The sequence below is a fragment of the Mesorhizobium sp. CA7 genome (genome assembly GCF_020165015.1).
Lineage (GTDB): Bacteria > Pseudomonadota > Alphaproteobacteria > Rhizobiales > Rhizobiaceae > Mesorhizobium.
This window is the reverse complement of sequence record NZ_JAIUHH010000004.1, coordinates 405,085-417,550: the sequence shown is the minus strand read 5'-3', so window position 1 is coordinate 417,550 and position 12,466 is coordinate 405,085. Positions and strand designations below refer to the sequence as shown.

General features: G+C 63.2%; 11 protein-coding genes and 1 pseudogene. 9 read left to right on the top strand and 3 right to left on the bottom strand.

The features are described 5' to 3' along the window. Positions 1-53: 53 nt before the first annotated feature. Complete coding sequence (locus LB552_RS12095; RefSeq protein WP_095769152.1) at positions 54-731, bottom strand: MIP family channel protein; 678 nt, start codon at positions 729-731, stop codon at positions 54-56. A gap of 330 nt (positions 732-1,061) precedes the next feature. Between LB552_RS12095 and LB552_RS12090 the strand changes: the two genes are divergently transcribed. The 3 genes from LB552_RS12090 (at position 1,062) to LB552_RS12080 (ending at position 3,766) form a co-directional block, all read left to right on the top strand. Further along, positions 1,062-2,354 carry an RsmB/NOP family class I SAM-dependent RNA methyltransferase gene (locus tag LB552_RS12090; RefSeq protein WP_224605699.1) on the top strand — a complete coding sequence of 431 codons (1,293 nt, stop codon included), beginning with the start codon at positions 1,062-1,064 and terminating at the stop codon, positions 2,352-2,354. 94 nt (positions 2,355-2,448) lie between these two features. After that, positions 2,449-2,910, top strand: coding sequence for a PaaI family thioesterase (locus LB552_RS12085; RefSeq protein ID WP_140635058.1), 462 nt, complete (start codon positions 2,449-2,451; stop codon positions 2,908-2,910). A gap of 217 nt (positions 2,911-3,127) precedes the next feature. Then, a complete protein-coding gene (locus LB552_RS12080) occupies positions 3,128-3,766 on the top strand; it encodes a 5'-methylthioadenosine/S-adenosylhomocysteine nucleosidase (protein ID WP_224527549.1) in 639 nt (212 codons plus the stop codon). Between the two features lie 12 nt (positions 3,767-3,778). Here LB552_RS12080 and LB552_RS12075 read toward each other — a convergent pair whose 3' ends face one another. Next, positions 3,779-4,096, bottom strand: coding sequence for a hypothetical protein (locus LB552_RS12075; protein ID WP_224605696.1), 318 nt, complete (start codon positions 4,094-4,096; stop codon positions 3,779-3,781). An 87-nt stretch (positions 4,097-4,183) separates the two neighbouring features. Between LB552_RS12075 and LB552_RS12070 the strand changes: the two genes are divergently transcribed. Together LB552_RS12070 and guaA are read left to right on the top strand one after the other, a co-directional pair. After that, a complete protein-coding gene (locus LB552_RS12070) occupies positions 4,184-4,666 on the top strand; it encodes a MarR family winged helix-turn-helix transcriptional regulator (RefSeq protein ID WP_140839396.1) in 483 nt (160 codons plus the stop codon). A 58-nt stretch (positions 4,667-4,724) separates the two neighbouring features. Then, on the top strand, positions 4,725-6,290 hold the full coding sequence (gene guaA, locus LB552_RS12065) for a glutamine-hydrolyzing GMP synthase (protein WP_224605678.1): 1,566 nt from the start codon (positions 4,725-4,727) through the stop codon (positions 6,288-6,290). A 433-nt stretch (positions 6,291-6,723) separates the two neighbouring features. Here the strand turns inward: guaA and LB552_RS12060 are convergent, their stop codons facing one another. Then, a complete protein-coding gene (locus tag LB552_RS12060; protein WP_224605675.1) occupies positions 6,724-7,833 on the bottom strand; it encodes an AraC family transcriptional regulator in 1,110 nt (369 codons plus the stop codon). Positions 7,834-7,958: 125 nt separating this feature from the next. Here LB552_RS12060 and LB552_RS12055 point away from each other — a divergent pair, with 125 nt between their 5' ends. From LB552_RS12055 to LB552_RS12040, 4 genes and pseudogenes are all read left to right on the top strand, one after another. Next, positions 7,959-9,032, top strand: a complete 1,074-nt coding sequence (locus LB552_RS12055; RefSeq protein WP_224605672.1) for a class I SAM-dependent methyltransferase — start codon at positions 7,959-7,961, stop codon at positions 9,030-9,032. A 224-nt stretch (positions 9,033-9,256) separates the two neighbouring features. Continuing rightward, positions 9,257-9,658, top strand: a pseudogene (locus LB552_RS12050) (MaoC family dehydratase); the annotation flags it as partial. Between the two features lie 9 nt (positions 9,659-9,667). Continuing rightward, complete coding sequence (locus LB552_RS12045) at positions 9,668-10,219, top strand: VOC family protein (protein WP_318012032.1); 552 nt, start codon at positions 9,668-9,670, stop codon at positions 10,217-10,219. A gap of 310 nt (positions 10,220-10,529) precedes the next feature. Continuing rightward, positions 10,530-12,455, top strand: a complete 1,926-nt coding sequence (locus LB552_RS12040; protein WP_224605668.1) for an APC family permease — start codon at positions 10,530-10,532, stop codon at positions 12,453-12,455. The last annotated feature ends 11 nt before the right edge of the window (positions 12,456-12,466 follow it).

The following is a 12,466-nucleotide window of genomic DNA, read 5'->3' as shown; positions in this document are numbered from 1 at the left end:
CCAAGCAAAAAGGCGCGGGTCATGCCCGCGCCTTTTACTTTATCGAACTGCGGTCAGTCTTTTTCGAAGACGCCGGCCTTGGCGACCACGCCGGCGATCGCGCCGCCGACCAGCGGCGCGACGATGAACAGCCAGAGCTGGCTGAGCGCAGCACCGCCCGAAAACAGCGCCGGGCCGATCGAGCGCGCCGGATTGACCGAGGTGCCGGTCACCGGGATCATGGCGAAGTGGATGCCCGCCAGCGTCAGGCCGATGGCCAGGCCGGCAAAGGCGGTGGTGTGCTTGGCGTTGGTGACGCCGAGGATCACGGTGACGAAAGTGAAGGTGCCGATCAGTTCCCACAGGAAGGCTGAGCTCATGCCCCATTTCGTTTCGTCCCAGCCATTGGCGCCGAAGCCGCCGGTGTGGCCGCCGACCTGGCCGGAAACGATGATCCACAGCGCCAGCGAGGCGATGATGGCGCCAATGATCTGCGCGATCCAGTAGGGGACGACATCCTTGGCCGGCATCCGCCCCGCCAGGAACACGCCGAGCGTCACCGCCGGATTGAGATGCGCGCCCGAGATCGGGCCGATCGCATAGGCCGCGGCGATCAGGCCGATGCCGAACGCCAGGCCGATGCCTTCTTGTCCGAGCGGCAGCGCGCCGCCGAAACCGCCCGTGACCACGGAGGCGGTGCCGATGAATACCAACAAAAACGTGCCGAGAACTTCTGCAAGATAAGTCTTCATTGCCCTCTCCTCATAGGATCCGTAAAACCGCGTTTCCCGCGTCGCGAATCACTGCCGGAAGAGTATTCCTGCGGACAACACTTGGAAAGCTGATAGGTTAAGCCTGTAGGCTTCCTTACAGGGTCAATCAAAGACATTAGAACTCTTTCATATTCTATTCGATTGTTCTTGTTTCCTGGCTGCGCCGCTCACCGTGGAAAAACCGTTCGGCCAAATCGTCCGGTCCTGAAACATCATTTCGTCAGCAAGCCGAACGGAACTGTTTCAATCCTGGCCTGAAAGGCTTTATGAGCGGGCTGGAACCGATTTGTAACAGCTACGGAAAACGGGATGCGACTGGGCGGAAGGCTGGCAGCGGCCATAGAGGTTCTTGAAGACATCGGCCGGCGCCACCGGCCGGTGGCCGACGCCCTGCGCGACTGGGGCCTGTCGCATCGTTTCGCCGGCGGCGGCGACCGCGCCGCGATCGGCAACATCGTTTATGATGCGCTGCGCCGCAAACGCTCGGCCGGTTGGCTGTTCGGCGAGGACACGCCGCGCGCCATCGGCTTCGGCGCGCTTTTGCTGGAGTGGGGGCAGACGGCGCAGTCGCTCAACGATGCGCTGGACGGCGACAAATTCGCGCCGCCGCTGCTCAGCGCGTCCGAGTTGAAAGCGGCTGCCGAGCGCAGGCTTGGCGAGGCCCCCGATGTGGTACGGGCCGATATCCCGGACTGGTGCGCGCCGCTGCTCGAGCAAGCCTATGGCGACGCCTGGGTCAAGGAAGGCGCCGCCCTGGCGCAGCGCCCGCCGCTGGACCTGAGGGTCAACACGCTCCAGGCCGATCGCGCCAAGGTGCTGGCCGAGCTCCAGGGCACCGGTGCCGCGCCTACGGCGATCGCGCCGCATGGCATCCGCATCCCGCCGATCGACGGCGACGGCCGGCATCCGAACGTGCAGGCCGAGCCTGCCTTCCAGAAAGGCTGGTTCGAGGTGCAGGACGAAGGCTCGCAGCTTGCCGCCGCGCTTGCCGGCGCCGAGCCCGGCATGCAGGTGCTCGATTATTGCGCCGGCGCCGGCGGCAAGACGCTGGCGCTGTCGGCCGAGATGGACAATCGGGGCCAGCTCTTTGCCCATGACGCGGAGAAGGTGCGACTGGCGCCGATCTTCGAGCGCATCCGCCGCTCACATAACCGCAACGTCCAGGTCGTCAGCAAGCCCGCGGAGCTTGCGCCGCTCACCGGGCATATGGACATCGTGCTGATCGACGCGCCCTGCACCGGCAGCGGTACCTGGCGGCGGCGGCCCGACGCCAAATGGCGTTTGACGGAAAGGCAGCTCGATGCCCGCAAGGCAGAGCAGCAGGCGATCCTCGACACCGCGCAAGTCTTCGTCAAGCCGGGCGGCCTGCTGGTCTACATCACCTGTTCGGTGTTCGACGCCGAGAACGGCGAGCAGGTCGCCGCGTTCCGCGCGCGCCATGAAGGCTTCGCGCCGGTCGATCATCGCCAGCTCTGGGACAGCCGCTTCCCGGGCCATGAAGGGGCCGCGCGCATTGCTGATACCGGCGGTATCTCGCTGTCGCCGGCGCTCAGCGGCACCGACGGGTTCTATCTCCACGCCTTGCGCAGGACTGCCTCTTGAAGCCAGCCGGGTTTTTGTTGCGCTGCAGCATAAATGATTGCCTGTCTTGCCTGGCTCTGCAATAAACTTCGCCAGCAATGTGAGGCAAAGCGCCATGGCGGCAGCCAAGATCGTACCCGCTCCGGATTTCGAGGAACGCGTCAGGGCGTCCTTTGCCCGCCAGGAGGCGATGGCGACGATCGGCGCCGAGCTGACGCTGGTGACGCCTGGCATCATCGAGATCGAGATGCCGTATTCCGCCTCGCTGACCCAGCAGCACGGTTTCCTGCATGCCGGCGTCATCTCCACCGCGTTGGACTCCGCCTGCGGCTACGCGGCCTTTTCGCTGATGCCGGAGAATTCCGGCGTGCTGACCATCGAGTTCAAGGTGAACCTGCTCGCGCCGGGCAGGGGCGAGCGGTTCCTGTTCCGCGGCTCCGTGACCAAACCCGGGCGCACCATCATCGTCGCCGACGGCCAGGCCTATGCCTTCGCCGCCGACGGCGAGGCCAAGCTGATCGCCACCATGACCGGCACGATGATGACGGTGGTCGGCCGCGACGGGATAGAGGGGTGAGGAGCGGTCCGCGCAGCGGACGAAAAGCCCCCAAATGGGCTTTTCGAGCGACGAACGCCCGGAGCCATAGCGAAGGGCCGGCAGGCGGTCCGCGCAGCGGACGAAAAGCCCCCAAATGGGCTTTTCGAGCGACGAACGCCCGGAGCCATAGCGAAAGGCAGGCGGCGAGAGCACGGTGTCCCTTTCGCGTCGTCGTAGCAAATAGGGGTAAAGCTTCATGACTGTCGAAGTGTCACGCCTGTCGCAAAAATCCGTTCTCTTCGTCATGGCGGCTGAGGCCGAATACGGCCCGCACCTGAAAAACCTGTTCACGCCGCTGATGACCGGGGTCGGTCCGGTCGAGGCCGGGGTCAGGCTGGGCGCCGAGCTCGCGGCGTTGAAGGCTGAAGGCGCGCTTCCGGACCTGGTCGTCTCGCTGGGCTCGGCCGGCAGCCGCAGGCTGGAGCAGACCGAGATCTACCAGGCCGTGTCGGTGAGCTATCGCGACATGGATGCTTCGCCGCTTGGCTTCGAGAAGGGCGCGACGCCTTTCCTCGAACTACCGGTGTCGGTGCCGCTGCCCTTCGTCATTCCAGGCATCAAGACCGCCACGCTCTCGACCGGCGGCGCGATCGTCTCCGGCGTTGCCTATGACGCCATCGATGCCGACATGGTCGACATGGAGACCTTTGCCTGCCTGCGTGCCTGCCAGCTATTCGGTTTGCCGCTGATTGGGCTCCGCGGCATTTCCGACGGCGCGGCCGATCTCAGGCATGTCAACGACTGGACGGAATATCTGCACGTCATCGACGAGAAGCTCGCCGCGGCCGTCGCCCTGCTGGAACAGGCGATCGGCGGCGGCCTGCTTGGTGGCTGACTGCCGGTTGGATCAGGCAGCAAGGCGTTGCGGATCGCCGAAATCGATGCGTGAAATGCGTCCACGGGAGGCGCCTGTCGCATCGACATAGTCGATTGCCCCCGCTGTATGATCGAGTTTCCACGCGCCGGCGGGGCCGTTTTTCCATTCGACCTTGTAGCCGTCGTCAAGCAGCGTCCAGGTCCCGTGAAAGCGCGTGCCATCCGGCAGGAGCATGTGCGCCCGATCGTCGGTTTCATAGTGGATGAAGGCGTTCTTGCCGCCCATGTCGATGACATGCGTGGTTCCGACCATGATAATGGCCAACGTGTCCCTGTTCAGTATCGTCATTGTTCCTGTCCGCGGGTTTGCGTTTCTCGAATGGCCTCGACGCCAAGAAGATCGTCAAGTATCTTGACCATACGGAGTTCGAATTAAATGGTCAAGGAACTTGACGAAAAAACTGACGGGCTGCCCGATCACGTCGGTTGGCGGCTGTGGCAGGCGAGCCGTGCCTGGCAGGCGGAATTTGCCGCTGCCATGCGGGCCGCCGGCCACGCTTGGTTCAGCGAAGCGCGCGCCGGGCTGCTTGGACACATCCCGCGCAACGGCACGCGCCAGTCGGCATTGATCGAGCGCGCGGCGACCTCCAAGCAAGCGGTTCAGCAATTGCTCGACGGGCTGGAGGCGGAAGGCGTGCTGGAGCGATTGCCCGATCCACGGGACGGGCGCGGCAAGCTCGTGCGCTATACGCGCAAAGGCCTGGATGCCTTGCGCGACGGCGATCGCATCAAGCTTCAGATCGAACGCAGCTATATCGATCGCATCGGCGAGCAGCGGTTCGCGGCGCTGATGGACGCCTTGCGCTCACTTGACGCCGGGCAGGGCGATGCTTCGGGAGAAGCACCAGCATCGAAGTGAACGGCGCGACCGCGCACAACCCATTGCGCCGACTCGTTTCTTTCTCTAAAGGCTCGCCATGACGACGACAGCCAATCATCCCGACACCGTTCTGATTGTCGATTTCGGCAGCCAGTTCACGCAACTCATCGCCCGCCGCATCCGCGAGGCCGGCGTCTTTTCCGAGATCGTGCCGTTCCAATCGGCCGAAGCGGCCTTCAAGCGCATCAAGCCGAAAGCGGTGATCCTGTCGGGCGGCCCGGCCTCGACCACCGATATCGGCAGCCCGCGCGCGCCGCAGATCGTCTTCGATGCCGGCGTGCCGGTGCTCGGCATCTGCTACGGCCAGATGGCGCTCTGCGTGCAGATGGGCGGCGTCGCCGAAAGCTCCAACCACCGCGAATTCGGCCGCGCCTTCGTCGAGATCGAGAAGGAGAGCCCGCTGTTCGAAGGCCTGTGGGCGCCTGGCCAGCGCCACCAGGTGTGGATGAGTCACGGCGACCGGGTCATCGAGTTGCCGCCGGGCTTCAAGGTGCTCGGAAAGTCGGAAAGCTCGCCCTTCGCCATCTTCGGCGATATCGAGCGCAAGATGTACGGCATCATGTTCCACCCGGAAGTGGTGCACACGCCGGACGGCGCCAGGCTGCTCCGGAACTTCGTCCACAACATCGCCGGCATCGAAGGCGACTGGACGATGCGCGCCTATCGCGAGCACGCCGTGGAATTGATCCGCAAGCAGGTCGGCAAGGGCAAGGTCATCTGCGCGCTTTCGGGCGGCGTCGACTCCTCCGTCGCGGCGCTTCTCATCCACGAGGCGGTCGGCGAGCAGCTGACCTGCATCCTCGTCGACCACGGCCTGATGCGCAAGGACGAGGCCAAGGGCGTCGTGGAGATGTTCCGCCAGCACTACAACCTGCCGCTGATCCTGGTCGACGCCTCCGACCGTTTTATCTCGGCGCTGGAAGGCGAGGCCGACCCCGAAAAGAAGCGCAAGACCATCGGCCGGCTGTTCATCGAGGTGTTCGAGGAAGAGGCGAAGAAGCTCGGCGGCGCCGATTTCCTGGCCCAAGGCACGCTTTATCCCGATGTCATCGAGAGCGTCTCCTTCTCCGGCGGTCCGTCGGTGACAATCAAGTCGCACCACAATGTCGGCGGTCTGCCCGAACGCATGAACATGAAGCTGGTCGAGCCGCTGCGCGAACTGTTCAAGGATGAGGTGAGGGCGCTCGGCAAGGAGCTCGGCCTCCCCGAAAGCTTCATCGGCCGCCATCCTTTCCCCGGCCCCGGCCTTGCCATCCGTTGCCCGGGCGGCATCACGCGCGAAAAACTGGAGATCCTGCGCGAGGCCGACGCCATCTATCTCGACGAGATCCGCAAAGCCGGCCTCTACGACGCCATCTGGCAGGCCTTCGCCGTGCTGCTGCCGGTGCAGACCGTGGGCGTCATGGGTGACGGCCGGACCTACGAATTCGTCTGCGCGCTGCGCGCCGTCACCTCCGTCGACGGCATGACGGCGGACTTCTACCACTACGACATGAACTTCCTCGCCGCCGCCGCCACCCGCATCATCAACGAGGTCAAAGGCATCAACCGGGTGGTGTATGACGTGACGTCAAAGCCGCCCGGGACGATCGAGTGGGAGTGAGGGGTGTGGAATACCCTGGTGGGCTTGGAGGGGAATAGCGTAGAAAAAGTAGAGGGTTACGGATAGTTCGTTGATCATCTGCCCTCCATCGTCTCTTCGAGCGTTGTTTGTCCCAAGTCATCGATTTGACTGGAATCGACGTTCGCGGCGGACGAACCATGCCGATCCATTTGACGGTTCTTCCGACGGTTCGATCAGAAGTCGCAGGATGTCACGGAGAAAAGACCGTCAGGAATTGTGATCGTTCTGACGGTCTTTCCCGACGCCACCCGCCTTCCGGCGACCGCGGATATTTGAGAAAGTGCGAATTGTCGTAGTTGCGCTACGATTCGGTGACATCGAGGCTTAATTTGGCCGAGTGCGGAATTGACGCAGGGGCGGCCGTACCCATCGGTCGGCATGCCGCGGTTCGAAGCCTCATGAGCGGAGCCATTCAAATCGATCCCGCGGCCGATGGTTCTGAATTCTTCTCTGCGGCGGAATTGGAACGAGTTGCTCGCAGGCGGCGATAATCGCCCGGCGATCGGCCGACCCAGCGCCGGAAGGCGTGATTGAACGCGCTGACTTCAGAGTAACCGAGTGAAAAGGCGATCTCACCCAGCGCCAGCGTCTCATTCTCCAAGAGGTTCAACGCCAGCGTTTTGCGAACGTCGTTCAGCAGGTCGTTGTAATTCACGCCGGCTTCCTTCAGCCGCCGCTGCAGTGTCCGCACGGAGGTGCTAGTCGCATTGGCGAGGTGCTCGATGCCGATTTCGCCCTTGACCAGCGCGCGGGCGATCTCGCGCCGCAACTGCTCGATCGCGCCGCGTTGTTCCGGCAAAGCGGCGAGCCGAAGATCGCCGTAATGGCGCATCAGGCTCTCGATCATGGCATCGGCCGTCGCCATTGGCCGTTTAAGCAGGCCGGCGTCGAACCGGATGCCGGCCCAGGGGTGGCCGACCCGAATATTATCGCCCATGATCTCCGCGCGACCGCGGCGTTCCGCGGGCGTTTCATCTGCCAATTGCGGCAGCAGGACTTCCTGCGGGGTCCAACGTGGATCGCCGAGCCCGACGCGCATGAGGTTGCACGCGAAAGCGATCGCCCAGTCGCCTTTCTGCCGGTACGACATCATCAGCGGGTCAATGTAGTAGGAATACACAAAGGCGACCCCATCGCTCACTTCCACACCATGAACCGTGGCGTCGACCATGGTCGGCAGATAGCGACCCATGGATTCCAACGCTTCGCCTACCGTGCGCGAGGCCAAGGCGATGTTGCCGACGACGCCGGCGTGGCGCGGCTCGTACTGAGCTCCGAACTTTAAGCCGAATTGCCGATCCTCCAGGACGCCAGCGCAGATTTCCAGCAGCTCCAGATAGCGAATGAGCGGTACGCGTCGGTCAGGGTCGGTCAGGTCCCCCGGCTCGAGCTCGGCACGGCGCAAGGCTTCGCCTGCATGACCCCCGCGCGAGCGCATATAGGCGTCGAGGCCGTAGACGATGCTGGCCAGATTAATGGTCGGCGTAGCGAGCTTGGCTGCCGCGCGTCTTTCCGTCGTCATTGGCACGATCTCGCAAGGCTTTGGCGGAGTATATCAAGACCTGCTTCCCTTTGCCGAATATCTCAGGCGCTGCAGAAAGCGGCTGCTTTCGGCCGCGCTACACCAACGCAAGAGGGAAACCGGTCATGATCCAGTTCACACCACCGCCAGCGCCGAGCGAAGTCGAAGCTTTCATCGGGCGGGTCGTTACCGACCTCGGCGCCGCCTTTTCCGGCGTGCTCGTCAATGTCGGACGCAAGCTCGGACTCTATCAGGCGATGGCCGATCTCGGCGCCTGCACCTCGACGGCGCTTGCCGAAGCCACTGGCATTCGGGAGCGCTATATCCGTGAATGGCTCGCCAATCAGGCAGCCGGCGGCTATGTCGCCTATGATCCCGCGAAGCAGACTTACGCGCTGCCGCCGGCGCAAGCGATGGTGCTGGCACTCGAGCAGAGCCCCATTTTCATGGCATCTGCCTTCGAGGTCGCGGCCTCGTTCTGGCTCGACGAAGACCAGATCGTCGCGACCTTTCGCTCGGGCGAAGGCCTGGGCTGGCACGCGCATAACCATCGCTTGTTCTGCGGCACCGAGAGCTTTTTCCGCACCGGCTATCGTGCATGTCTGGTGAACGAGTGGCTGCCGGCGCTCGATGGCGTCGTCGAGCGCCTGAAGCGCGGCGCCCGGGTTGCCGACATCGGTTGCGGACACGGCGCCTCCACCATCTTGATGGCGCAGGCGTTCCCCAAATCGAGTTTCATCGGCCTCGATTATCACGACGGGTCGATCGCGACCGCGCGCACGCGCGCCGCCGAGCAGGGCGTGACCGGCAACATCGCTTTCGAAGTCAAGTCTGCGACCGAATTCGACGGTGAAGACTTCGATCTCGTCTGCTTCATGGACTGCCTGCATGATCTCGGCGATCCGGTCGGCGCGCTCGCGCGCTGCCACGAGGCGCTCAAGCCCGATGGCAAGGTGCTGCTGGTGGAGCCCTATGCGGGCGACCGGCTGGAGGAGAACCTGAATCCGATCGGCCGCATGTACTACGCCGCATCGGCGATGGCATGCACGCCGAACTCGCTGTCGCAGGAAGTCGGGCTCGGCCTCGGTGCCCAGGCGGGCGAAGAGCGACTGCGCAAGGTGGCGCGCGAAGCGGGGTTTTCCAGCCTGCGGCGCGCCGCGCAGACGCCGGTCAACCTGATCCTCGAACTGACTCCCTGAGCGGCGACGGTCGGCCCGGCATCACTCATGGTTCCGCCCTGGCCTGTACCCCCACTCGCCTCGAGCCCGCGAGGGCTACGGCAACAACGTCGCATCCACCCTGCAAGCTATCGGAGACGATCATGACGACGAATACTGACACTCAGTCCAAACCCGCGATCCCGAACCTAGATCATGTCCAGGATAATCCGACGATTGAGTGGTTCGACGATTTCGCACTAGGCATGCGCTTCAGGAGCCGCGGGAAGCGGATCATGCGCGAAGACATCAAGCGCTTTGCATCGGAGTTCGACCCGCAGCCGATTCACCTCGACGAAGCCGCTGCCGCTCTAACGCCGTTGCAAGGCCTTGCGGCCTCTGGCTGGCATACTGCCGCGATCGCAATGCGTCTGTTGGTCGAGGTTGGTGCCAGCGGGCGGCATCCCCTGTTGGGTATAGGTGTAGATGAATTGCGCTGGCTCGCCCCCGTTCGGCCGGACGATGTCCTCCATCTTGAAGGTGAAGTGACCGAACTCATTCCCTCGAAAACGAAGCAGCAAGGGCTCGTCCGGACCAAGTGGACGGCGTTCAACCAACGCGGCGAGCCGGTCTACATGTTCACGCCGATCAGTGTGGTGCCGCGCCGGCCCGTAGGCATGGGACAGGAGGATGTAAAGCGATCGGAGACCAGCGACAGACAGAAATCGAGCGACGCTGCTCCGCAGGCGGTAGAAGCCCAGGTCGTGTTCTCATCAGCCGACTGGCAGACTATTGGCCGCGATCGCCAAGGAACCACATTCCCATCGGCCAGTTCACTTTCTTTGGTGAAAGGAGCACGGGCCATGGCGTCCATCCGATACATTGTGACAGACGTTGACACTTCGGTCGCGTTTTATCGCGATAACCTCGAGTTCGAGGTGGACATGCACAACCCTGGCAAGTTCGCAGCGCTCATTCGCGATGATCTCACGCTTTACCTTAGCGCTCCGGGGGCAGGCAGTGGAGGAACTGCTGGCGGCAAACCAGAGCCTGGCGGGTGGAACCGATTCATGATCGTCACGAAGGACATAGATGTCGTCGTCGGCCGGTTGAACGATGCAGGCGTCAAATTCAAAGGAGAAATCAGCGAGGCGGGAGCTGGTCGCGCCAGACTTCTGGAAGATCCGTCGGGCAATCTGGTTGAGCTGTTTGAATTCAAGAAGAAATGAATGGGCGCGCAGATCGTCAACAACGAGGTTCATGTTCATGCGCTTCGCAAGTCCGAGCGAATGCAGCTGAGGGATCTGCCCGGCTGGCATTGAAGTGCGTGGCCGCACTTGATGCCACAGTCGCTGAAACCAAGCAGACAAGCAATCCGAGCGCTCGCGCTGCGCGACCGCCCATAGCGCCACGAGATCCGCTCGCGGCCGGTGATTCCTAGCGACCGGCCCATTCCCGCCTGCCCTCAGAATCGGAAGGCGCAGTCGAGGAACATTCTTCTCCCCGCGCTATTCGGGAGAAGTTTCTCGGGACAACGACATGTCGATACTGGGCTGGATTCTCGGCCGGCGCCTGGCAAATCAGGAACAGTCGCAACGCAAGATCGGCGTGTTCGAGGGCGTGCCGGCAATGGGTCTCGATGGGCTGGGTTCGTCGGCCTATGGGCCGGAAGCGGCGCTCACGATCCTGATCCCGCTCGGCGCGGCGGGTCTCGGCTATATCGGTCCGATCATGGGCGCCATAGTCGGTTTGCTCGCGGTCCTTTATCTTTCCTACCGTCAGACCATCGCCGCTTACCCCGGCAATGGCGGCGCTTATATCGTCTCGCGCGAAAATCTCGGCCGCAATGCCAGCCTGCTCGCCGCCGCCGCGCTGATGGTCGACTACGTGCTCAATGTCGCCGTAGGCATCTCTGCCGGCGTCGGCGCGCTGGTGTCGGCGCTGCCTTCGCTGCATGCCTACACGCTTTGGCTCTGCCTCGGGATCCTGCTTTTGGTAACCGTCGTCAACCTGCGCGGCACGCTCGATGCCGGCCGGTTGTTTGCCCTGCCGACCTATCTGTTCGTTGCGAGCTTCCTGGCGATCCTGGCGATCGGCGTCTCGAAGACGCTTGCCTCCGGCGGTCAGCCGGTGCCGGCAATTCCACCGCCGCCCCTGCAGCAGCCGTCCGAAACGGTAAGCCTGCTCCTCTTGATGCACGCCTTTGCCAGCGGCTGCACGGCCATGACCGGCGTAGAGGCGGTCAGCAACGGCATGACCGCATTCAAGGATCCGCCCGTCAGGCACGGCCGGCGCACGCTGGCGGCGATTTGTCTGATCCTTGGACTGCTGCTCGGCGGCATTGCCTTCCTGTCGGCACGCTACCGCATCGGTGCGATGGATCAGGAGAAGGACGGCTATCAGAGCGTGCTGTCGCAGCTTGCGCATGCCGTCGTTGGCGACGGGGTCTTCTACTATGTCGCCATCGGTAGCCTGCTTTGCGTGCTGGCGCTTTCGGCCAATACAAGCTTCGTCGATTTCCCCCGCCTTTGCCGCATGGTGGCGGAAGACGGGTATCTTCCCAAGCCCTTCGCCATGGTTGGCCGCCGGCTCGTTTTCTCCATCGGCATCCTTTACCTCGCCTCGTCGACAGGACTGCTGCTGGTCGTGTTCGGCGGCATCACCGACCATCTGATCCCGCTTTTCGCCATCGGCGCCTTTCTGACCTTCACGCTGTCGCAGACCGGGATGGTGATGCACTGGGTAAGGGCGCTTCGCACGACCAAGGATACGAGCCGGACGGGCAACCAGATGCATCTGGCGATCAACGCGTTCGGCGGCATAGTCACCGCGCTGGCGCTCATCGTGATTGTCGTCGCTAAATTCAGGGAAGGCGCCTGGATCACGGTGATCGTCATCCCGGTTGTGATCCTCCTGCTGCGGCTGGTGAGGCGCTATTACGACCAGCTCGAGGCAAGTCTGCGCGAGCCCGGGAAAGTCGATTTGAGCAGCACCGAGCCTCCTGTCGTTCTTGTCGTGACCCAGCAATGGAACAAGATGGCGGACAAGGCGCTCAGCTTTGCCTTTCACCTGTCCGAAGATGTCATCGCCGTCCATGTGGCGCGGCTGTCGGGTGAAGAGAGCGACGAAGAGCGCGCAATTCGCGGGAGGTGGTCGCAGGATGTGGAAGCGCCGGCGAGGGCGGCTGGCCTGCGCCCGCCACGCCTGCTTCTGCTCAATGCCGACTACCGGCTGATGTACGAGCCGTTATTGAAGGAGATCAAGGCGCTGCGCGGCGAGTTCGACGGCCGCACCATTGCAGTGCTGCTCCCAGAGGTCGTGCCCCCCAATTGGTGGCAATATATGCTGCATACGCAGCGCGCTCGCCGATTGCACGCCAAACTGCTCGAGTTCGGCGGATCGGACATCGTGATCATTTCCATGCCTTGGTATATCGAGGAACCGAAGATCGAGGCGGCCCGTTGAATGTTGCCGCT

What these genes read in the sequence shown, in the direction of transcription:
- LB552_RS12095 (WP_095769152.1), bottom strand. Translation starts at nt 731, where the DNA reads ATGAAGACTTATCTTGCAGAAGTTCTCGGCACGTTTTTGTTGGTATTC.
- LB552_RS12090 (WP_224605699.1), top strand. Translation starts at nt 1,062, where the DNA reads ATGCGACTGGGCGGAAGGCTGGCAGCGGCCATAGAGGTTCTTGAAGAC.
- LB552_RS12085 (WP_140635058.1), top strand. Translation starts at nt 2,449, where the DNA reads ATGGCGGCAGCCAAGATCGTACCCGCTCCGGATTTCGAGGAACGCGTC.
- LB552_RS12080 (WP_224527549.1), top strand. Translation starts at nt 3,128, where the DNA reads ATGACTGTCGAAGTGTCACGCCTGTCGCAAAAATCCGTTCTCTTCGTC.
- LB552_RS12075 (WP_224605696.1), bottom strand. Translation starts at nt 4,096, where the DNA reads ATGACGATACTGAACAGGGACACGTTGGCCATTATCATGGTCGGAACC.
- LB552_RS12070 (WP_140839396.1), top strand. Translation starts at nt 4,184, where the DNA reads ATGGTCAAGGAACTTGACGAAAAAACTGACGGGCTGCCCGATCACGTC.
- guaA (WP_224605678.1), top strand. Translation starts at nt 4,725, where the DNA reads ATGACGACGACAGCCAATCATCCCGACACCGTTCTGATTGTCGATTTC.
- LB552_RS12060 (WP_224605675.1), bottom strand. Translation starts at nt 7,833, where the DNA reads ATGACGACGGAAAGACGCGCGGCAGCCAAGCTCGCTACGCCGACCATT.
- LB552_RS12055 (WP_224605672.1), top strand. Translation starts at nt 7,959, where the DNA reads ATGATCCAGTTCACACCACCGCCAGCGCCGAGCGAAGTCGAAGCTTTC.
- LB552_RS12045 (WP_318012032.1), top strand. Translation starts at nt 9,668, where the DNA reads ATGGGACAGGAGGATGTAAAGCGATCGGAGACCAGCGACAGACAGAAA.
- LB552_RS12040 (WP_224605668.1), top strand. Translation starts at nt 10,530, where the DNA reads ATGTCGATACTGGGCTGGATTCTCGGCCGGCGCCTGGCAAATCAGGAA.